General features: G+C 69.4%; 16 protein-coding genes and 3 pseudogenes. 12 read left to right on the top strand and 7 right to left on the bottom strand.

Translation table 11 applies throughout. The features are described 5' to 3' along the window. Positions 1-91: 91 nt before the first annotated feature. Entirely contained in the window at positions 92-1,126 is a 1,035-nt protein-coding gene (locus ACZ6KF_RS26770; RefSeq protein WP_356634698.1) for a LacI family DNA-binding transcriptional regulator, read from the bottom strand. 478 nt (positions 1,127-1,604) lie between these two features. On the opposite strand from ACZ6KF_RS26770, the gene ACZ6KF_RS26765 reads away from it, so the two are divergent. Then, positions 1,605-4,247 (top strand): cellulosome protein, encoded by a 2,643-nt coding sequence (locus tag ACZ6KF_RS26765; RefSeq protein ID WP_469240683.1) that lies wholly within the window; start codon positions 1,605-1,607, stop codon positions 4,245-4,247. Between the two features lie 127 nt (positions 4,248-4,374). Here ACZ6KF_RS26765 and ACZ6KF_RS26760 read toward each other — a convergent pair. Then, positions 4,375-4,600 (bottom strand): annotated as a pseudogene (locus ACZ6KF_RS26760) (transposase); the annotation flags it as partial. Between the two features lie 225 nt (positions 4,601-4,825). After that, positions 4,826-5,413 (bottom strand): NADPH-dependent F420 reductase, encoded by a 588-nt coding sequence (locus ACZ6KF_RS26755; RefSeq protein WP_469240681.1) that lies wholly within the window; start codon positions 5,411-5,413, stop codon positions 4,826-4,828. A gap of 140 nt (positions 5,414-5,553) precedes the next feature. Between ACZ6KF_RS26755 and ACZ6KF_RS26750 the strand changes: the two genes are divergently transcribed. Continuing rightward, the gene (locus tag ACZ6KF_RS26750) at positions 5,554-6,057 is read left to right on the top strand and encodes a MarR family winged helix-turn-helix transcriptional regulator (RefSeq protein ID WP_356634704.1); all 504 of its coding nucleotides are present in this window, start codon (positions 5,554-5,556) and stop codon (positions 6,055-6,057) included. Between the two features lie 19 nt (positions 6,058-6,076). On the opposite strand, the pseudogene ACZ6KF_RS26745 reads toward ACZ6KF_RS26750, so the two are convergent. Further along, positions 6,077-6,277: pseudogene (locus ACZ6KF_RS26745) on the bottom strand (IS982 family transposase); the annotation flags it as partial. Positions 6,278-6,513: 236 nt separating this feature from the next. Between ACZ6KF_RS26745 and ACZ6KF_RS26740 the strand changes: the two are divergent. After that, on the top strand, positions 6,514-7,053 hold the full coding sequence (locus ACZ6KF_RS26740) for a GNAT family N-acetyltransferase (RefSeq protein ID WP_469240679.1): 540 nt from the start codon (positions 6,514-6,516) through the stop codon (positions 7,051-7,053). A 200-nt stretch (positions 7,054-7,253) separates the two neighbouring features. Here the strand turns inward: ACZ6KF_RS26740 and ACZ6KF_RS26735 are convergent, their stop codons facing one another. Together ACZ6KF_RS26735 and ACZ6KF_RS26730 are read right to left on the bottom strand one after the other, a co-directional pair. Further along, on the bottom strand, positions 7,254-7,604 hold the full coding sequence (locus tag ACZ6KF_RS26735) for a hypothetical protein (RefSeq protein ID WP_469240677.1): 351 nt from the start codon (positions 7,602-7,604) through the stop codon (positions 7,254-7,256). A 17-nt stretch (positions 7,605-7,621) separates the two neighbouring features. After that, positions 7,622-7,834, bottom strand: coding sequence for a hypothetical protein (locus ACZ6KF_RS26730; protein WP_469240675.1), 213 nt, complete (start codon positions 7,832-7,834; stop codon positions 7,622-7,624). 158 nt (positions 7,835-7,992) lie between these two features. On the opposite strand from ACZ6KF_RS26730, the gene ACZ6KF_RS26725 reads away from it, so the two are divergent. The 5 genes from ACZ6KF_RS26725 (at position 7,993) to ACZ6KF_RS26705 (ending at position 11,936) form a co-directional block, all read left to right on the top strand. Continuing rightward, positions 7,993-8,586 carry an RHS repeat-associated core domain-containing protein gene (locus tag ACZ6KF_RS26725; protein ID WP_469240673.1) on the top strand — a complete coding sequence of 198 codons (594 nt, stop codon included), beginning with the start codon at positions 7,993-7,995 and terminating at the stop codon, positions 8,584-8,586. Between the two features lie 393 nt (positions 8,587-8,979). Further along, complete coding sequence (locus tag ACZ6KF_RS26720; RefSeq protein WP_469240795.1) at positions 8,980-9,288, top strand: transposase; 309 nt, start codon at positions 8,980-8,982, stop codon at positions 9,286-9,288. Between the two features lie 9 nt (positions 9,289-9,297). After that, the gene (locus tag ACZ6KF_RS26715; protein ID WP_469240671.1) at positions 9,298-9,846 is read left to right on the top strand and encodes an IS3 family transposase; all 549 of its coding nucleotides are present in this window, start codon (positions 9,298-9,300) and stop codon (positions 9,844-9,846) included. Next, on the top strand, positions 9,843-11,270 hold the full coding sequence (locus ACZ6KF_RS26710) for a hypothetical protein (protein ID WP_469240669.1): 1,428 nt from the start codon (positions 9,843-9,845) through the stop codon (positions 11,268-11,270). Before ACZ6KF_RS26715 ends, ACZ6KF_RS26710 begins: the two co-directional genes overlap by 4 nt. 288 nt (positions 11,271-11,558) lie before the next feature. After that, positions 11,559-11,936: a hypothetical protein gene (locus ACZ6KF_RS26705; protein ID WP_469240807.1), complete on the top strand. Its 378-nt coding sequence runs from the start codon at positions 11,559-11,561 to the stop codon at positions 11,934-11,936. On the opposite strand, the pseudogene ACZ6KF_RS26700 reads toward ACZ6KF_RS26705, so the two are convergent. Next, positions 11,878-12,124 (bottom strand): annotated as a pseudogene (locus ACZ6KF_RS26700) (helix-turn-helix domain-containing protein); the annotation flags it as partial. The gene ACZ6KF_RS26705 and the pseudogene ACZ6KF_RS26700 sit on opposite strands and share 59 nt — an antisense overlap. Positions 12,125-12,738: 614 nt before the next feature. Here ACZ6KF_RS26700 and ACZ6KF_RS26695 point away from each other — a divergent pair. The 4 genes from ACZ6KF_RS26695 to ACZ6KF_RS26680 all read left to right on the top strand — a co-directional run bounded on the left by ACZ6KF_RS26695 (position 12,739) and on the right by ACZ6KF_RS26680 (position 17,753). After that, a complete protein-coding gene (locus tag ACZ6KF_RS26695) occupies positions 12,739-14,142 on the top strand; it encodes an FG-GAP and VCBS repeat-containing protein (RefSeq protein WP_469240667.1) in 1,404 nt (467 codons plus the stop codon). Between the two features lie 842 nt (positions 14,143-14,984). Beyond that, positions 14,985-15,467, top strand: a complete 483-nt coding sequence (locus ACZ6KF_RS26690; protein ID WP_469240665.1) for a hypothetical protein — start codon at positions 14,985-14,987, stop codon at positions 15,465-15,467. Between the two features lie 689 nt (positions 15,468-16,156). Further along, positions 16,157-17,377 (top strand): glycosyltransferase, encoded by a 1,221-nt coding sequence (locus tag ACZ6KF_RS26685; protein WP_469240663.1) that lies wholly within the window; start codon positions 16,157-16,159, stop codon positions 17,375-17,377. Between the two features lie 121 nt (positions 17,378-17,498). Beyond that, the gene (locus ACZ6KF_RS26680) at positions 17,499-17,753 is read left to right on the top strand and encodes a PIN domain-containing protein (RefSeq protein WP_469240661.1); all 255 of its coding nucleotides are present in this window, start codon (positions 17,499-17,501) and stop codon (positions 17,751-17,753) included. The last annotated feature ends 2,742 nt before the right edge of the window (positions 17,754-20,495 follow it).

The raw sequence follows: 20,495 nt of genomic DNA, 5'->3' as shown, positions 1-20,495 counted from the left end.
TGCGAGGGAACGTCGGCGCGCCAATGGCAACAGGCTCGTGGCGCTGCGGGGGGGGGTGATGCGGGCCGAGGACCGATGTCGGCATGCAGGACTACGGGGCGAAACCGGCAAAGGAAGTCGGGGTCGCGGGTCCCGTGCTGGACCGCAGGGAGATGGGTGGGGCGAGGAGGTGGTGCCGGGGGGCCGCGCCGGGGTGATCGAGGCGTTCCACGAGTAGTTCGACAGCGCGTCGGCCCATCTCCTCCGCCGGCACATCCGCTGCGGTGAGCTGAGGAGTCACCGTTTCCGCCCATCGGCTGGCCACCACTCCGGTGACGGAGAAATCGTGCGGCACATGACGGCCCGCCTGCGCGAGTCCCCGGTAGATGCCGCCCAGGGCAGCCTCGTTCAGCGTCACCACGGCCGTGGTGGTCGGGTCGTCCCGGAGGATCTGCTCAATGCACGCCTCGCCCGACGCCGCGTCGTCCCCGCAGCAGTACGTCCGCACGGTCAGCCCGCGCTCGGCAGCCGCCTTGGTGAACCCCTCCAGCCCTCGGTGTGCGGACTCGTATCCCGCCCGCAGCATGTGATCCGGCCGGTTGACGAAGGCGATCGTGCGGTGACCCAGGTCGGCGAGATGATGCACGCAGGACTTCACCAGACCGGTGTGATCCAGACCGACCCACCAGCCGTCCTCCGGTCGCGCAGTACGGCCGATGGCGACGCACGGAAAGTCCAGCGCGGTCATGTGATCAACGCGGTCGTCCTCCAGCCTGATCTCCATCAGGATGGCTCCGTCCACCCGCCGCTCGCCCAGCAGCCGCTGGAACGAGCGGTCGCTGTCCACGCCGCTCGGTGACATCAGGACGTCGTAGTCGTGCGCCGTGGCAGCCTCCACCACGCTGCCGATGAAGTCCAACTGCATCCCGGTGTAGTGGTTGCCGGCTGGCGGGAACACCAGGCCGATCGTGCTGGTCCGGCCGTTGGCGAGAGCTCGCGCGCTCGCGTTGGGCCGGTACCCCATCTCATCGATGACCCTCTGGATCTTCCGGCGGGTCTCCTCCGAGACGGTGCGCTTGCCACTGAGGGCGTAGGAAACGGTGCTCCGTGAAACACCGGCACGCTTGGCGATCTCACCGATGTTCACGGCGACACTCCTAGCCGAACTGGTTCGCTGCCATGGAGAGCAGTCGCACCGAGTCACATGAGAACGGAGATGAATGGGAACGGCGATCGGCTGTCGAACCGGTTCGCTAGGAGGACGGTAGGAAGGGCCTGCGCGGCTGTCAACACCTTTGCCAGAGCGTCCCGTAACGGCCTCGACTCCCGCCGTTCCTGAGGCGACTTGTCGTGTCGCGAGTATTGCTGACCAGTTTCGGCGGTGCTAGCTTCCGTCGAACCGATTCGACCGCAGCTGGCTGAGCCCTGGCTGCCCAGGAGTCCGCGTCCTTGCCGCAGTCCCCGCAACACTCGCAACACTCGCAGGAACTTCACGCGCCTTCCCGCGGAGGCCGCGCCACCTTCAGCGACGGTGCGTCGAACCGGTTCGGAATCATCCCAGTCAGCGCATACCTCTGGAGAGCTCAGTGCGAAGATCAAGAACGACGGCTGCCGGTGCTGCGGCCGTGTCGGTCCTGGCCGCCTTGCTCGCCGGCCCCTCGACCGGAACGGCCAGTGCCGCGGAACCGGAACGACTCGTCATCGACCTCGCCACCAACACCGGCGCCTTCCACGGCGGCGCCTCCGGCTCCCTTTACGGCGTCTACGGGGACGGCGTGCCGAGCCGCAACCTCATCGAAGGCATGAAGCTGCGCACGGTGTCCACGAAAGCGCAGGACGGACCGCAGCACCCGGGCGCGGACGCCCTGGAGATGCTGCCGCCCTTCGTGGACTCAGGCGGCAAGGATGTCTACATCTACATGACGGACATCTATCGCGGCTTCCCCTACCAGTGGCCGGGCGACAACGGTCCCGCCCGGCTCGCGGACTTCAAGGAGAAGATCAAGAAGCAGGTCGCCCAGGTCAAGACGATCGGCGACTACAAGGGCCACGTCGTCTACGTCCCCTTCAATGAACCCGAAGGGAACATGTTCGGTACGGGCACATGGTCCTACAACAAGGTGTCCTGGCTGGACGACCCCCAGTACTTCTTCGCGGCCTGGAAGGAGGTCTACCACCTGATCAAGAGCCTCGACCCGGGCGCCCGGATCGCAGGCCCCAATACGTCCCTCCTGTTCGACCAGAACAAGGGCTTCCTCCAGTACGCCAAGGACAACAACGTCGTCCCTGACGTGATGACCTGGCACGAGCTGTCCTCGCCCGCCGCCGTCCGCACGAGTGTGGCCAAGTACCGGGGATGGGAGAAGGAGATCGGGATCGGCCCGCTGCCGATCAACGTCAACGAGTACGGACACAACTACCACCTGTCGGTGCCCGGCCAGGTCATCCAGTGGGTCTCCGCCATCGAGGAGTCGAAGATCGACGCCGACCTGGCGTACTGGAACATCGACGGCAACCTCAACGACTCCGCCGTGGAGGCCAACAAGGGCAACGGCCAATGGTGGCTGTTCAACGCCTACGGCCACATGTCCGGACACACAGTGCAGGTGACCGCACCGCATCCGAACGTGCAGTACACCCTCCAAGGCGTGGCCACCCTCGACAAGGACAAGAAGCAGTCCCGGGCCCTCTTCGGCGGCAAGAGCGGCGACGCGGACGTCGTCTTCCGCAACGTCGACACTGGACTGTTCGGGAAGACCGTGCACGTCACGGTGCAGGAGATTCCCTGGACCGGCCAGGTCGGCGGCTCGGCACAGCCACTGCGGCTGGCCGACCAGAAGGTCGACGTCGGCGCGGACGGCACCGTGACCCTGCCGATGCGGGGCATGAACGACATGTCCGCCTACCAGGTCATCCTCTCCCCCGGCGGCGGCGGTGGCGTGCCGGCTTCGCCCTCGGTGAGCTGGCGCAAGTCGTACGAGGCGGAAAACGCCGCGTACACCGGCTCGGGCTATTCCAAGAACGGACCGGAGGGCACGCCCTCGGACGTCGGCAAGTTCGCCACCTCCGGCACCTACAACGTGGGCGGTCTGCGCACCGGCTCCGACGGGGTCCTCGCCTTCGACGTCGACGTTCCCAAGGACGGCACCTACGACCTGAGCGTCTTCGCCAACTCCTACAACCTGTACGACCTGGTGAAAGAGCAGGGGCCGACCAACGTCTTCCTGCGCGTCGACGGTAAGAACCCGCAGGAGCTGCGGCTGCCGCTGGGCTACAAGTGGGTGGTGTGGGGCCACACTGACACGACGGTCCGGCTCACCGCCGGCAAGCACCGGATCACGCTCGCCGCGCAGGACTCCGACCTGGGTGTCACCAAGGGCGACGCGATCATCGACAAGATCGACCTCAGTCTGCGCGACAGTCTCGTCACGCAGCCTGCGATCTACGAAGCCGAGTACGCCGCGCTCACTAGGACCCAGCCCTCCTACACCCGCTCCGGCGTGTCCGGCCCCGGCACGGTGACGCTGGCCAACGGCGCCTCCACGACCTTCTGGATCCACTCCGCCACCGACGGAGAATCCACCATTTCCGTCGATCACCTGGGCGGCGGCGGGGCAACTCTCGCCCTCAACGGCGAGAAGCTCGACCTGCCCACGATCGGGGGTGCTCAGAAGGGCACGCACGAAGTCAAGCTGTTCCTCTCCGGCGGCATCAACAAGATCACCTTGACCGGCACCTCCGAGGGGCTGATCCTCGACCGGCTGCGCGTCGCCCCGTCACGAGGTGCACTCACGCCCAACACCTACCAGGCCGAGAACGGATCGCTCTCCGGCGCCGCCAAGACCACCGACGACTACACCTTCGCCAACGGCGGCAAGGCCGTCACGAGCATCGGCGACGGGAAGAGCAACGCCCTCACACTCGACGTGACGGCCACCAAGACCGGTCGGCACGCACTCACCATCCGCTACTCCAACGCCGAACAAGCACCCGCCACCCACTACAACCCCGACCCCGTCGCCCGCCACGCAGACCTGTCCGTCAACGGAGAAGCGGCCCGCCGCATCCTGTTCCCGACCACCTTCCACTTCAACAACTTCTGGCAGCTGACCGTGCCGGTCACACTCAAGGAGGGCACGAACCGTCTCACCTTCACAGCCGAGGAACTGCCGGACTTCAACGGCGACACCTACAACCAGTACAACCAGCGCTCCCCCTACGCACCAGTGATCGACCAAGTCGCTGTCACGCCGCTGGCCGTGGGGTGACACCCCCCTCCCCTGACCGCTGAGGCGGGGCACCGACGTCCCACGGTGCCCCGCCTCAGCTGCACCGGAACCTGACACCGACGAAGAACGGGGCAGCAAGTTGCACTCGCCCGCCGGGCTCGCGTGACAGGTCGGTGAAGGCGGGTGCGTCACCGGCCTGTCCGGCGGTGAGGTGGAAGGCCAGTGGCCGGCAGCGGTCGTCGGCGGCGAGGTGGATCTGTGTGGTCAGTCCGCCGCGGGAGCGGCCGAGGGCGTGGTCACCGGGTTCGCCGGCCGGGGCCCTTCTTGCGGGCTCCGGCCGCGTGTTGGTGGGCCCGCACGATCGTGGAGTCGACCGAGACGGCCCAGTCGACGTGACGGCCCGCAGGGAGTAGGCGAGTGCCGTCCGCCGACCTGATTGAAGCGCATCAATCAGCGGGGCGATCGGTACCATCACGCTCATGACGCCCGCCTGAGCCGGTCATGGAGTGGCCGTCCTGGACAACTGTCGGCTGTAAGGCGTGTTCAAGAAGCTGCCCGTATCAGGCATCGGCGCGCGGGTGGTTGAAGGTCCGCTGCCCGTCTCGGTGCGTACCGGGTCAGGCGCGGGCCAGCACGTATCCGATGCCCGGACCGAGGCCCTGACCGAAAGCGAGCTGGATCAGCAGCTCGACGGCGGGTTCGGTGTAACGGGCGTTGCTCAGCGGGCCCGCATCGACGGCATCGAAGCCCAGCTCGGCGGCGAGCTGGAGGACGGTCTTTCTGGCTTCGTCGTCGTCTGCGGCGACGGGCAGCAAAAGCGGGGAGCCGCCGATCCGGCCGGTCTCCATGGTGGTGGCCATGGCTGTGTTGAATGCCTTGACCACGCGAGCGCCGGGCAGTGTCGCGGCGTTCTGCTCGCCGCCCGAGGTGGTGTGGCCCATGGTCAGCGACATGAAGTCGGCTGCCAGGGGGTTGGTGGCGTCGATGACGATCTTGCCGGACAGGGCGGTCTTCACCTGCGGGTCCAGTCGCGCGACCGCGTCGAAGGGCACGGCCAGCACCGTGACGTCGGCGGCCTCGATGTCGGCGGCGAGCCGGGACGGGCCGGTGGCGGAGTCGGCCGTGGTGACTTCGTGTCCGTTCCCGGCGAAGCGCCGGGCCAGAACGGAACCGACGTTGCCCGCTCCGATGATGCTGATCTTCACTGCTACTCCCGGTATGAATGAGCACGCCCGACATGCGAATGCTTCGAACTCGAAGCTCCGAGGCGATGTCGACGACCATAGCCCTGCTTCGAACTCGAAGCAAGTGCTTCGAGTTCGAAATAAAAGGGTAGGGTGACGCCATGACCCAATCCGAGCCCCGCTGGCTGGACGAAACCGAGATGCGCGCCTGGAACGGCTTCCTCGTGACCGCGAGCCTGATCGCCCGGGTGGTCGACGCCCAGCTCAGCGAGGCAGGCGGAGTCAGCCGCGTCCAGTACGAGATCCTCACCCGCATCCACGCCAGCCCGGGGCAGCGGCACCGGATGACCGAGCTCGCCGAGAGCATGGTCTTCTCGCGCAGCGGAATGACCTACCAGGTCGCCCAACTCGAAAAGGCCGGCCTCCTGCGCCGCGAGACCGACCCCGAGGACGAGCGCGGAGTGCTCGCGATCCTCACCGACGAAGGGCAGCGGGTCCTCGAAGCCGCCGCCCCGGGCCACCTCGCCACCGTCCGCCAGGGCTTCCTCGACATCCTCAGTCCCGAGCAGATCTCCCAGCTCGCCGACATCATGGACATCACCAGCGCCCACCTGCGCGCCACCGTCCCCGTCACCCCGCCCCGCAGGAGCGCGAGCACGTCCTAATCGAGCCCTTCCGATGTGATCAGTGCTCGAAAGCGGTCAGTGACCGCAGGGCCGGCGCGCCGGTCTCGCGGTTGTGCCGGATGGCGGCGGCCATCGCAAGGATGCGCTGGGCGACGCGGACGGCGACATCGACGGTCCGGCCACCGTGGCGTGTTCCGCGAGTCGAGCTGGCGCCCTTGAGGGTGTCGTTGACCGACTTGATCAACCGCCGCACTGACTTTGCCCTTGCCGGCTGCGTTGCTACCTCGATGTCCACCAGGAACTCCGATCACAGCTGTGAGGCCCGAAGCCGGCTGCTGCCACCTCGCGTGGCCTCGACGGTGCAGCTGCCTACGAGGCCGGCTCGTACTCAACGTTCTGAGACAGGCAGCCGCCGGCCATGTGCCTTGCTTGGGACTGTCCGTCGCTGGAGGAAACCAGGTGACCTTGGCCGGACCGCCCGGGTAAGGTCGGGCAATGCCCGAGTTGCAGCGGCTGCATGCTGGCCATGCCCCGGCGGTCTTGGCCTTCGAATTGGCGAACCGCGCCTACTTCGCTGCCTCGGTCCCCGACCGCGGCGATGACTTCTTCGACCAGTTCACCGACCGGTACAACGCTTTGCTCGCTGAGCAGGAGGCCGGCGTCTGCGCCTTCCATGTGCTCGTCGCCGAGGAAGGCTCGGTACTCGGCAGGTTCAACCTGGTCGACATCGAGGACCACACTGCGGAAGTCGGCTACCGGGTCGCGCAGCATGTCGCCGGCCGAGGCGTGGCGACCGCAACCGTCCGGGAACTGTGCCAACTGGCGGCGTCCCAGTACCGGTTGCGCACACTGCGGGCGGCCGCTGTCCGCCAGAATGCCGCGTCCCAAAGGGTTCTGACCAAAGCGGGGTTCGTCCCCGTCGGCCCCGCCGACCCGGCTCACCTCGGCGGTGCGCCAGGCACCTGGTATCAGCGCGACCTGGTGCACACCATCTTGCCGGGGAACCGGCTGCGGGAAGGCCGCAGCCACCGCTGATCATCGGTGCGCGAAGACCCAACGATCACGCGGTGGCCGCTGGGCGGCGTAGCCCTGCTCGTTGGCAGGAGGCAGTCGAGGCCGTGATGTCCCGGACAGCGAGCCGGTTCGCGCGGTCGAACCCCGGCATCGGTGCGGGACTTGGCGCGAGGGCTGCTGTCGGACCTGCCGCGCATCGCCTCCACCTCCTACAGGGAGGGTCAACGGCCGAGCACACCCGCCAGGCAGCCCACCGCGCTCGTACCGGCGAGGACGACGCATGCGCAGGCGACGTGGCGTTTGAGCAACTCACGGCGCAGGGCGGCATAGCGGGCCTCGTACTCGCCGCGCAGTTCAATGGCCCGGTCTGCCGTCGTCTGCAGCATGCGACGGGTGACGACCATGCGCTGACGGACGTATTGACGGGTGACGTCCTCGGCCTGGGCGCTGGTCAGCCAGGACATCCGCGCGCAGATTTCCGCCGCCTCTCGGCGTGCGTCCTCCTCGTGGGCGCGGGCGAGAAGGTATCCCTCGACCGAGTTGACCAGTGCCGCCGCATCATCGTGCGGCACGTGCTCTCCATCGCCCCTCATCCCGGTTCCCCCTTGTGATCGTCGGCGCCGACGACGTCCCGTTGCCCGGCGTTCGGCTGCTGCTCCGGTTGAGCGAGGTTCGGGTGGTGCAGGAAGGCGGGTGACGCGGAGCGGATGCGCGGCGGCACATGAAGGTCGTGCCGGGGCGCAGGGCAGGAGGTGGTCCACTCCAGGGAGCGGCCGTAGCCCCAGAGGTCGTCGACCTGCACCCACTCGCCTTTCCTCGCGGTCTTCAGACGTTGTAGACCCTTCAGTCCCAGGTGGTGGCGTTCCTTCGGCCGAATGCCGTATCGATTCACCCTTCCCGACGGACCGAAGCCGCAAGGACACGCCGCCGTGGCCCCGGACAGCTCGGACAGAACGGAGCATGGGCAGGTGCCCGGCGATCACCGGCAGCGACGACCGGCCTTCCACGACCGACATCCCGCCGTGGGGGCACGCTGAACTCCATGACGACCGGGGGGCAGGACGTACTTCTACCTCACGGACGCCATCGGCAGCGTGGTCGCCCTGGCGGACGCGGACGGCAACAAGGTCAACAGCTACGCGTACAGCCCCCGCGGCGTGCGCCTGGTGGCCCAGTCGTACGAACCGGTCGCCCAGCCCTACCGCTTCGCCTGCGGCTACCAGGACCCCACCGGCCTCTACCGGCCTCTACCACTTCGAGGCCCGCTGCTACGACGCCAACATCGGCCGCTTCACCCAGCCCGACCCCTCCGGCCAGGAGAAGAACCCCTACCTGTACGCCGAAGGCGACCCGTACGAGGAGGCCTTCGGAACGGCGCTGAGTTTCGCCGTCGACAAGGGAGTGACCGCTGGGTGTCTCTACCTGACCGTGGGAGTGGGTTCAGGTGGTTGCGCACTGGCGGGAATGGCAGCGGGCGAGGTGACTGGGGCCGTGTACGACAGAGCCACGAAGGAGTCAGAAGCGCAGCCGATCCCAACCGAAGGAGTGGAGTGACTCCGATGCGCCAGAGCAACGACTGGACTGTACTGGCATACAAGGGCCTGGGTGGAGCCCCGATGTGGGTCGTGATCGGGCTTCTTGTCATGGGGCTGGCATGGGCCGCCATCGCGGCGTCGAAAAGGCGGAAGTGACCGGGGCCCTCGTCACCCGCCCGCCACTAAGGTCTCCGGCGTCGTGCAGCCTGACTGAATGTTCATGTTCAAGGAGCCGGCACAGGAACTGAGCAAGGGCAGTGAGGCAGGTGACCTCCTGCCACACTGCTGCTTGGTTTCATTGGTTCGCCGAACAGTCCACAGCCGTACCTGCGCTGCGTTTCGTGTGATGTGTCCCGGGTCTGGTGGAGTCACCTTGCTGGACAGATGATGCTCCAGACACTCAAGGAGGCTTCTGTGCCTGCCCCGTAGTTATCCGGCTGAGTTCCGACGCAAGGTCCTCGATCCCGTCGAAGCCGGCCGGCCAATCCGGCAGATTGCTCACGACCTCGGCATCAGTGAACAGACGATCTACGTCTGGCGCCGTCAGTACCTCATTGACACTGGGCAACTGCCTGGGCCGACGAGCGGGGACCAGGCCGAGCTGGTGGCAGCACGACGAGGGATCGTCGAACTGGAGGCGGAACTGGCCATCCACCGCCGGGCAGCCGAGCTCATAGGCAAGGTGGTGCCCCCAAAAGACGCTTCGAGGCCGTCGCGGTAATGGCCGACGATGCCTCCCGTGCAGACAGCGACGAGAGTGCTCAACATCTCCGAATCCGGCTACTACGCATGGCGCTCACGCCCGCCCTCGCCCCGTTCCCTGCGGCACTCGTGGCTGACCGAGGCCATCACCACCGTCCACACCGCCTCGCACGGGTCGTACGGGATCCACCGCGTCCATGCAAAGCTCAAGCTCGGACACGGCATCTCCATCAGCCACGGCACCGTCATGCTGCTCATGCAGCGCGCTGGCCTCAAGGGACTACCTGGCAACCGCCGCCGACGGCCGCGGCACGACGTCGTAGCAGTGCTGCCAGGGATCTGCCGCCAGGGACGCCTGACGCTTCCGCGTCGTGACGGGCCCGCCCCTCGGGGGCGGGCCCGTTCGCGTTGTCGGGCGTGGGGGTTGGGCGTCGGTGTCGGCGCTGTCGCGCGGCGGTGTTGCCGGCGTTCGCGTTGTCGGCGGAAAAGCAGGGCAACCTCACAGCGGGCTCATAGGTCATGCATACGGCGTCACCGATCCGGTGCGCCGCATGTCCGACTCACGGGGGTCCCATGACGTCTCTTGCCGCGGTGCGGCACACCATCTCAGCGTTCGCGCTGGCCGCCCTGGCCGGTACGGCGCTCGCTGTTCCGGCCAGTGCCAGTGCCCAGGAGGAACCGCTGCCGGTCTCCGTGACCGGCCCCGACAGCGTGAACCTTTCGCTGCAACCGGAGTCCGGTGAGCCTGGCGAGCCGGGTGAGCCGCAGATCGAGCTCGGACTCCGGGCACCCGGCGAGCCGGTGCCGGACGAGAACGGAGTAATCTATCCGATCCACCAGGGCGACTACACGGTGACGGTGGACGCGAGCTCCCTGGCCGGTGTCGCCGCCGTCGACTTCTCCCGCCTGGGCGGGGGGCAGGGCTGCTCCGTCGACGGGCTGGTCGCGACCTGCAGCGACTACGAGATCTATGCCGGCCAGGACTACAACGACCTGGGCGGCATCAGACTCGACGTGACCGACGAGAGCGCCGCGGGCGACTTCGGCACCATCGAGGTCACGGCCGCGGGCGAGGGCCTGGCCTTCACCGGGCACACGGTGGACGTGCTGGTCGGCGGCCCCGAGCTGCGGATGAAGCAGCTGACCGAGCCCGAGGGCTTCCGGGCCGGTGACACCTTCCAGGCGCCGCTGGGCTTCCGCAACCTGGGCGGCCTCGGTGGCAAGGGCGTCGTGCTGCAGATCTCCGGCACCCGGGGCCTCTCCTTCCCCAGCACCTACGGCAACTGCTGGTACGACCCGCGTGACCCCGACAAGCTGCTCGATCGCTCCACGGCCCTCTGCGTCTTCGACACCGAGTTCGCCGGCGGCGCGGCCTACGGGCTGAACGCCCCGTTCCCGATCGGGACGGCCGGCTTCGCGCTCTACGACTCGATGTCCTACACCTTCAGCGCGGTGCCCGCCGACCAGGTGGCCGACCTGCTGGCCGAGGGCGACTACCAGGCCGATGCCGGGCCCGACCTGGAACTGGTGCGGCTGCCGGACGCCGACCCCGCGGGCTACACCCGGTACGCGGAGACGGACTTCCCGACGACGAACACCTTCGATCTCGATCTGACCGGTGAGCGGCTGTGGGCCCGCAAGGGCGAGACGGTGTCGGTCGACGTCGGCTTCGCCAACCACGGCCCCGCCTGGCTCGCCCTGCTGCGCTCCGGCGGCGAGCCGATCTTCTTCTGGGTCGACCTTCCCCCGGGGACCACGGCCACCACGGTCCCCGAGGGCTGCCAGGCCGCCGACTGGGAGGGCGCCGAGGGTGACTACCTCTGCTTCGTCGACACCCCGATCCTGGAGGACGCCTCCCGCACCTTCACCTTCGGCCTCCGCGTCGGCGAGGTGATCAGGAACGCCACGGGCCGGGCGTTCTTCGCGTACACGATGCCCAACGAGGGCAATCCGGCGAACGACTCCGGCGCCATCGTGCTGAACCCGAGGGGCCGGCTCTGATCGACGGCAGTGCGGGCCCGCCCCTCGGGGCGGGCCCGTTCCGCGTTCCGGCCGCGCTCCGAGCGCAGGCCGCAGGGCGACCGGGCCGCAACGGGCGTGGGACGGGGGCGCTTCGGCGGTATTCAGCGATGTCCGGTGGTGCTCGGCCAACACCACCGAGCGATCCCGAACACCCCCGGCGCGGCCAGGCGTACCGGCGGACGGCATGCGCACGAGGACCAGGAGATGCATGCGCATTAGCCGAAGCTCAAAGCCGCCGACGAAGGCTCCTGGGCGTCGGTGTGCTCCGTGCTGGTGGCGCGACAAGGCCTGCTCCTGGAGGAAACCCATATCGTAAACGCCACACGCTGGCACCGTCTCACCAAGGAAAACCTCAACGCAGTGCGCGCCGGTCTGGGCCCGCGTGCCCTGCTGACCGTCTGGCCCGACCTGCAACCCGACGTCAGCGCGGTCCTGACCGCGCTGCTGTCCGAATGGCGCATCGAGTTCGTCTGGGAGACGAAGGACGGAACGATCAGAGACGTGACCGTCGATGAGACCCAGTTCCGGGAGCTCGCTGCCCTGGTAGCCGACGCGCGAGCGGCCCGCGCCCTGTCCCTCTACGCCGACGCACCGCATCGGCCAGGCTGGGTGCGAGAGTGGCCAGCAGCTCGACCGATTCGGTGATGTAGCGGTAGGCCGTCGTGGTGCCGACGCCGAATCCGGCGGCGAGCTGGACATAGGGGTGTCCCATCCGCAGATGGGCGAGGGTGCAGGGCCTGGCGGCCGGCGGTCAGACGCCGCCACCGGGAGCAGATCGCGCGCCGGTGGCGCCGCAACTGCTGCGTGAGGAAGCGGAGGCCAGAGCTGGACACGTCGACGCCCGACGGGTGGAGACCGCTGAGCCGATATGGGTGAGCACCGCGGCGGCACCGTCTTCTGCTGCGATGCGGTGGCCGAGTTCGGTCGCGCGGCGTCGGTGGGCCGGCTCGGACAGGCGAACTGTGATCGCGTCCCCGAGGGCTTCGGCGGTCAGGTCCTGGAACGGAACAGGTCCGGGAGTGACCCCCAACTCGTACAACCGGGACGCCCAGAACGGCTGGCGGCTGTGGTGCCAACCCTGAGGAGGCTCGGAACAAGGGCTGGTGAGGGGGTGCCAGATCGTCTGCGATGAGCTTCTCCAGCCGCGATTGCGTCAGTCGTCCGGAGGGCTCTCGGCGTTGCCGTTCCATCCACCGCCGCTCATGGTCGTGAGGCTGGCATATCCAGCGAGGTCCGGAGAAAGCGCAGAGAGCCGGCCTGCGGAAAGGACACGGGTGCCTTGCCCTCGCAGGACAGTGAGCCGGGCGTCGCCGCCCGGCGGGGCCGATGGGAACCGGCCCCAGCCGGCCCGAAACCTGGGAATCCCCGGCATCCGTACAACCCGCGGCATGCCCGAGGAGTCTTCGTGTCATCGGACGACACCGCCCTCAGGAGCCCCCTCTTGCGCATGCGTACAAGCCTCATGGCCGCCGCCCTGGCCGCCGCGGCACTGACCCCCCTCACCACCGCCCCGGCGTCCGCCGGCCCCTCGGGCCTGCAGGGCGACTTCGACGGTGACGGCTACCGGGATGTGGCCGTCGCGGCGCCGGCCGCCACCGTGGCCGGCAAGTCCTGGGCGGGCCAGGTGGCCGTGGTGTACGGCGACGCGAATGGACTGAACACCGCCAGGCGCACGCTCATCAGCCAGAACTCGCCCGGCGTCCCCGGCAGCGCCGAGACGGACGACATGTTCGGCGACCGGATCGCCGCCGCCGACCTCGACCGCGACGGCTACTGCGACCTGATCGTCGGCGCGCGGTACGAGAAGACCGGCGAGCTGGAGGCCGCAGGTACGGTCGTCGTGATCTGGGGTTCGCGCACCGGCCTGTCCGGCGGCACCACGGTGAGGAACCCCTACCCCCTTACCGGCAGTTACTTCGGCTTGGGCATCGCCGCCGCCGACTTCACCGGCGACGGCCGGCCCGACCTCGCGGTGGCCGCCCAAGGCGACTCGGGTACCTCGCCGTTCAAAATCCGGCTGATCCGCGGCCCGTTCACCAGGTCCGGCACCACGGGCAAGGTCTCCGCCTACGCGCCCGGCATCGACTGGCCCGACCTGACTGCGGGACGAGTCAGCGGCGACACCAAGGCCGACCTCGTCGTGACCGGCAGCAAGCCCTCCCACGACGCTCACCGAGCCACCGCCGTGTACTACCGGGGCACCTCGGACGGTCTGGCCAAGGCCGCGAGCCTGCGGGCCGCTTCGACGGCGGCGATCGGCGACCTCGACAAGGACGGGCACGGCGACATCGTCCTCGGCAACCCCGCTGAACCCGACAGCGAGCCGTCCGCGTCCACCGGCGGCAAGATCCACGTAATCTACGGGACCGGTTCCGGCCCGAGCTCGACCCGCCGGGTCACGTACACCCAGAACACCTCCGGCATCCCCGGCTCCGCCGCGTACGGCGACGAGTTCGGCGGCGCCCTGACGATCGGTGATTTCAACGGCAACGGCCACAACGACCTCGCGGTCGGCGCGCCGGGCGACGCCGACCCCGGCTCGATCACCCTGCTCAAGGGCTCCTCGTCCGGCATCACCACCAAGGGGGCCATCCGCCTGACGCAGGACAGCGCCGGCATCCCGGACATGGACGAGTGGGGCGACGGCTTCGGCTCCGCCCTCCTGGCCTCCGACATCGACCGCGACGGCCGCGCCGACCTCACCGCCGTCGGGGTCGGGGAGAACAGCCCGGCGGGCGCGGCCTGGTACCTGCCGGCGGCCGCGGCGACGGGCTCCTTCACCTTCGCCCCGACGAAGTTGGGCCTGTCCTCGGCGCAGGGTGGCGCGTTCGGCCGGGAACTGGCGGGCTGAGCCTTCGGCGGGACCTGCGGCCCGGCGCCTGTGCCCCCGGCGTCGGCGTACCGCCGGGGGCACAGGGGCCGCCGGGAGCGATGCCCCGCCCACCCGATCGCCCCCTGCCTCGACCTTGCCCGAACAGGACGGACCCGGTCGTACGTCGTCACCGCGGGCGGCGAGCACGGCCCCGGCACGGTCACCGTCCCGCGCGGCACCACGAACGGCCCCCGCACCCCTGACGCCCCCGCCGTTCCAGCCGCGACCTCCTTGGGGGCGCCGGCTGCCGAGGCCCGGGCGGGAATGCGGCGGCGCGGCCGTGCAGACGCGCATAGGCACCCAGCCGCGCGCCCGGCGCGCGGGGTCTGTGATGGCGTGATCGACGTCGACGAACACCTCCAACGCCGCTCCTTGCCCGTCCTGACCGGTCCGGTAGCGGAGCAGCGCGTCCGGGACGACGGCCTGGCCCGTCGACGGTGAGGTGGTGGAGGTCGGGGTCGGGGATCCCGTCGGGTGTAGACCCTCCCTGCGGAGCCCGAGTGCACCACCTTTACCGACACCAGGTCGGCTACCTCCCTTGTGCGAGTACGGATCCTGCTGATCAGAAACACCTGCTGCCGGGTGAACTCCACCGTGTCGACCTCGAACAGCGCTATGAGGAACGCAACAAACGCTACGGCGACGAAGGCGCAGCAATGCCGCTCATCGCTACGGGCGACAGCGAGAGGTACGAGAGGACCCGGTGATGAGGTCGGAGGAATACCTGCGATGTCAGACGAGAGAGTCGTCGCCAGCCACTCATGAAGCATGACGTTTGTCTGCTGGGACCCCTCCCGGACTCCGTCGCCTACTCTCCGCCCATGACCGCCGCACGCAGATGGATCCTCGCGATGGCCGCCGCGCTGATGACGGCGGGCTGCTCCAGTTCCCCGGACGCTGCGCCACCGACATCGGCCCCGGTCAGCCCATCGCCCAGCGCATCGACCGCACGCGCGAGCGCCACGCCGGCCTCGCCCTTCTGCCTTGATCTGTCGCTCTTTCAGATGGGTGTCATTGCCTACAGCGCCGAAGTGGGTGCGGCGATTGATGGGGAGCCGCTGGACTTCGAAGAGCTGCGGAGGAAGGCCGCCTTGATCGCCGATACCGGTGAGCCGATGCAGGCGAGCGCGCCGCCGGACATCGCCGAAGAGTTCCGTACGGTACTCAAGGCGATCGATACCTCGGTGAGCAGTTTAGAATCGGGCGCCAACGCGCATGATGTCCTGGATCCGGTGTACGGCGAGCGCAACCGTCCCGCCTTCGAGGCCGTGGAGAACTATGACTGCGGTGGCGAGGACAGGTGACCCTTGTTGGCAGCGTGGCGTGGGTCGTACGAGACCCCTCAAGGAGCGTTTTTCAAAGGCTGCAAGGTGATCCCGCGACGCTGGGTGGTCGAGCGGACCTTCGGCTGGCTCATGCACCATCGCCGCCTCGCTCGCGACTACGAAGCCCACCCCCCATCGCTCCGAAGCCAATGATGGAGGCGCCTACGGCCGTCGCCGGCGTCTGCACGGCCATCGGCATCACCCCGGGGAAAAGGTGGGTGCGGTAGCCCTGCGTTCCTGCTGTCGCCGAGTCCGGGCCGGTGCCCAGCACCAGTAGGAAGAGCAGCGGCGTCAGCAGTCCCATGGCGACGCCCGACCATGACCCTGCCCAACCCCAACCATGAACCCTGGCCATGCAGGCCAGCACCACAATGCGCAGACCCGTCGCGCAGCCGCACACGCCGGCACCCGGAACCCGGACAGCAGCCCCAGACGCCGCGGACGCCCGGCTGCGCACTACGCGCGCCCCCGCTGCGCAACGCACGGCCGGGGTGGGTGCGCAGACACGGCGGGGCGGCCTTCGGTGCGCAGCCAGCCAGTGCGCAGCCGGGCCGCCCCGTTGTGGCTGCGCACACGAGTACCGACAGCACGGCCGGGGTTGGAGGCGCGCAGAGAGTCCTTTTGGCCGGCGAGGTAGCTGGGCACCATCCGCCGAGGAGAATCGCTGCATGCGGATTCTGATCATCACTGCCGGTTCACGTGGGGACGTCGCGCCCTTTACTGGCCTGGGGCGGCGCTTGCTGGACGCCGGCCATCAGGTCGCCGTGGCCGCTCACACATCCTTCGCCGCACTCATCGAGGGGTGTGGTCTCGGTTACCGGCCTGTGCCGGGAGACCCGCAGGGGCTGATTCGGGACTGGTCCCAGGCGGCGTCGCGGGAGGAGGCCCAAGCGCTGACGAGGGCGTACGCGGACGGGCTCGCCGACGGGGTGGCGGAAGCCGTTGCGGGTGGGGCCGACCTGCTGCTCACGGCCTCCGGCCCGGCGCCGCTCGGCCAGGCGGTCGGCGAAGCGCTTGGCATCCCTGTCATCGGCACGTACCTCATACCGGCCTTCGCCACCAGAGCATTCGCGCTGCCCAACGCACGCAGCACCGTCGGCGGCCCGGGGCCGGAGGGCAACCTCGCCGCAGGTCGGGACGTAGTGAGACGCGCGGAAGAAGCCTTCGCGGGCGCCGTGACCCGGCTGCGCGCCCTCCTCGAGCTGCCCCGCGCCGGCGCGTCGTCCTCATCGGAGGACATCCGGCCCGTCTTCCACGGCTTCAGCCCGCTGGTGGTGCCGCGCCCCGGGGACTGGCCGTCGCGGGCGGAAGTATCGGGCTACTGGTGGCCCGCGCGGCCGGACGGGTGGCAACCCCCGGCCGAGCTGATCGACTTCCTCGAGGCCGGTCCGCCGCCGGTGTTCATCGGGTTCGGCAGCATGGCGCCAGGACAGGGGGAACGGCTCAGTGAGCTGGTGACGGCGGCTGTACGGCAGGCGGGGGTACGTGCGGTGGTGCAGGCGGGGTGGGCCGAACTGAGTGGCTGGGGCGACGACGTTCTGGCCATCGGCGACGTCCCGCACGACTGGCTCTTCCCTCGTACCGCCGCCGTCGTCCATCACGCCGGGGCGGGTACGACCGGAGCCGGACTACGGGCAGGAGTGCCCGCTGTGGCCGTTCCCGTCATGGCCGACCAGCCGTTCTGGGCGTCCCGGTTGTACGAGTTGGGGGTCGCCCCCCGACCCGTGCCGTTCCAGGACCTGACCGCCGAAGCCCTCGGGGACGCGATCACGGTTTGCCTGTCCGAGCCGGCCCACCGACGCCGCGCGACCGAACTCGGCCACCGCATCGCAGCAGAAGACGGTGCCGCCGCGGTGCTCACCCATATCGGCTCAGGGGACGCCAGGTGAATCCGAGGAATCCCCACCACCGTGTTGCGGTGCGAGGCCGTCCCAGGCACTCCGCCGTATCCGGTGCTGCCGAAACAACGGATTCGCTCAACTTCTGCGGTGCATCAACGCTCCTAAACTGTTGATCTTCAGTGCACGTCACCGTGGCGCCGTCGCCCATGTCCCAGCGCTGCGGTTCATCCGGATCGAGGCGTTCGACACCGATGCCGCGGTCACCGCCACCGAGCTGCTGCGCTTCGGGCACTCCTGGGCCGCCGTCCACGCCATCCACGCCGCACGGCCCTCCCCTGCCCACCACCGCGGACGGTTCCTGCTCACCCTGACACCGAAGGCGTACGAGGGCACCGGCGTCCAGGCCGTTCACCCCGGCCAGTAACCACCGGAGCCCCGAACGCTCCATCGAGCCCGCCCGCGCCGGCGCGGACCTGGTTCCCTGGCGCGCGCAAAAGCGCAGCATCTTTCGGTTTGAACGGCGCCACTCGGGCGGGGCGGGCGCAAGCGTCCGGGGCGCCGGTGGCTATGTGCCTGTTCTGATGTGCCGGGCTGCAGGCCGAGGTGTGCTCCGCTGGCACGGACAACTGACGGCCGACCTCACGACGCCGCTGCACGAACGGGCCCTCGTCGGGCTGCGGGTCCGGAACGGCAGCCGGGTCCCGAGAGGGCGCCCGGTGACTGCACGCGGTGCCCGACCGGCCGTGAAGGTCGGTGCGCGCGTCCGGTTCAGCGGCGTGACATGGCAGGTGGTCGCCCTCTCGGGCCAGGAGATCCGGCTCGTCGGCCCGGACAGCGGCGGGCCCCCGCTGTCCGGGCCGGCTCGCCGGGCGCCTGTCCTCCGGCCCCGGCTAAACCGTCATCGGCGTCGATGCGCCGCAGGCTGCCGGCCCCGATCCTGTTCTCGCTCGGCCTGCGTGTGCCGCACCCCAGGTCGTACTGCGGCCGCACTGGTCGTTCGCTGCCGGGCCCGTAAGGCAGGTGCCAGCGAGCGTCGACGGGCGTGACTTCACCCCCGCCACGGCCTTGTGGCCCGGCGAACAAGTCCAGGTCGACGCCGCCTGCTTGGACGTTCTCGCGACCTTCAACGACAGGCGCTTGACTCGGCCCGAAACTCACCACCTCCATCGACGTCGCCACCCGCGCCGTGCTGTGCCCGAGTACGACCGAGGCCGTCGACGCGGCGTTGTTGCTGGCGGAGACAGCCGTCTCGCACCCCGCCCGGCTGGCCCGGCCGGACATCTCTCACATGGGCCACGCCCCGCACCCCCCATCGGCAGTTGGTCGCGCTGGATGAGCGCCGGGTCGGCGCCGGCCCGGCCGGTTGTCCTGCCCTTCGACTACAGCTGTCCCCGGCCAGGCACCCAGCACCTGCCCGCACCGGACCAAGTCCCCGCACCGGACACGTCAAAGGGTTCTCCGCCGACCACTCGACGGCGAAGAACCCCGAGGGCTGTTTCCCCACCCTCCCCCGCCCAGTCACCCACACCAGCCCGCCCACACCCGCAGCAACCAACCCAGCGGCCTCAGCAGGCGAGTCTCCACCACAGCTTCACCGACGGCTCACGACGCACTCAAAAGCCATTTCCACCACCGGCACAAAGCCCTCTCCACCAGCCGCCGCCGTGACCAGCCGGCACCGCGCACTCGGACGACTCCGCGCGATTCCAGTTGAGGACCTGCTGGGCCTCGCCGACGACGACAGGTCGCGTGCTGGTGCGGGTTTCCGTCCACCCGCCGGCGTTCGTCTCGGCACCCTCGACGCGCCAGGTGACGGTCCAGGCGGAGGTGGCGGGCACGGCGCAGCGGGCGCCGGGCCGGTCTGCGGAGGTGCGGGTGCAGCGGTGCCCGCAGTCCGGGGACGCGGCCGCGCCGGCACTCGCCCGGTAGGGGTGCCGGGGCCGGTGCACGTCACCATGGCGCCGTCGCCCATCGCCCAGCGGACGGCCGCGACGCGGGCGGTGGCAGAGACGGTCATGCCGCCGCGCTGCGGCACATGTGAACAGTGGACGGCGATGCGGGCCGGGGAGCTGATGGAGCGGCGCAAGCTGCTGCTGGACGCGCCGGGCGCCGGGTGCTCTGAGGGCCGGCAGAGGAAGCCTGGGAGCCAAGCTGGCCGCCCCTGCGGTCCTACCGGCGAACCACCGGGCATGAGAGGTCTATGGGGCAGGACGGCGTGAGAATGCAGGGCGCGCGAGTTAGCCCCGCAATCCCCAGAGGACCAGCAGGGACCAGCAGGGACCAGTCACCACGATCCCCATCGCAGGCCGGGCGAGCGGCGCGGTGCTGCGACGACACCGACTCTGGCCCTCGAGTACTGCCGGTACAAGTCCGGCACACGAGAGTTGAGGACCACTCGGTGCCCGCGTCGCGCGTGCTCTCCATGGTTGTCCCGGGGCGCGGGAGCGGTGCGGGCCGGGAGAATCGGGCGTTGACCGAACGCCGCCCGCTGGGCACCACCCGGCCACGCCGACATCTCCCGCGCGCGGCACCAGCCCGGTGCCACGCCCCCAACTCGCCGCCGAACGCCTGCCCGCTCCCGGCCGCCGAGGCCGCACCACGCCACGTCACCGGACGCCGCGTACGCGGAGCCGGTCCAGCCGCCCATACAAGCGCCTGGCACCCTAAAGCCGCCGCGCCATGAGCACGACCGCCGCATTGCTAGCCTGGCCGCACTACGCGCACGGGCGCCAACCCTGCTGCCGACCCCGTCGGCTGCCGCGGGATCCACGTTCCCGGCTACGCCGCATGCCTTGGCCACCTGGCTGACGCCGCCGGCGACGCCTACCTGACCGGCCGAGCCCCGGCAGCGACATCGACCATCGCGGCACCCCCTTCACCGAACCCTCAACGCCTACCGCGACCCCGCCGCCGGACAGGCAGCACCGGCACCGCCGCGTTGTCCATGTTCAGGTGATACACGTCACGGGTTCAGTGGAAGAGGGCAGCCCTCTGAGCGGCTCGACTTGGGGCTGACAGCTGCCGTGCCCCGTCCCCGCACCCGGCGGACACCGCGGACCGATCGAGTACGGGGACGCAATGAAGGGCTTCGCTGATCTCACAGGCCCCCGGATCAACGAGCCGTGTTGGCGGACGCTCGACCCGGCGGCCCTCGGTTCAAGGTGCT

This window comes from Streptomyces sp. NPDC046379, assembly GCF_055587785.1.
The sequence above is the reverse complement of the archived record's forward strand: the minus strand, read 5'-3'. Positions and strand labels throughout refer to the sequence as shown.

Excerpts from the sequence above, each read along its gene's own strand:
- ACZ6KF_RS26710 (WP_469240669.1), top strand. The coding sequence starts at position 9,843 with ATGACGTCTCTTGCCGCGGTGCGGCACACCATCTCAGCGTTCGCGCTG.
- ACZ6KF_RS26695 (WP_469240667.1), top strand. The coding sequence starts at position 12,739 with ATGCGTACAAGCCTCATGGCCGCCGCCCTGGCCGCCGCGGCACTGACC.
- ACZ6KF_RS26740 (WP_469240679.1), top strand. The coding sequence starts at position 6,514 with ATGCCCGAGTTGCAGCGGCTGCATGCTGGCCATGCCCCGGCGGTCTTG.
- ACZ6KF_RS26725 (WP_469240673.1), top strand. The coding sequence starts at position 7,993 with ATGGGCAGGTGCCCGGCGATCACCGGCAGCGACGACCGGCCTTCCACG.
- ACZ6KF_RS26685 (WP_469240663.1), top strand. The coding sequence starts at position 16,157 with ATGCGGATTCTGATCATCACTGCCGGTTCACGTGGGGACGTCGCGCCC.
- ACZ6KF_RS26690 (WP_469240665.1), top strand. The coding sequence starts at position 14,985 with ATGACCGCCGCACGCAGATGGATCCTCGCGATGGCCGCCGCGCTGATG.
- ACZ6KF_RS26750 (WP_356634704.1), top strand. The coding sequence starts at position 5,554 with ATGACCCAATCCGAGCCCCGCTGGCTGGACGAAACCGAGATGCGCGCC.
- ACZ6KF_RS26715 (WP_469240671.1), top strand. The coding sequence starts at position 9,298 with ATGCCTCCCGTGCAGACAGCGACGAGAGTGCTCAACATCTCCGAATCC.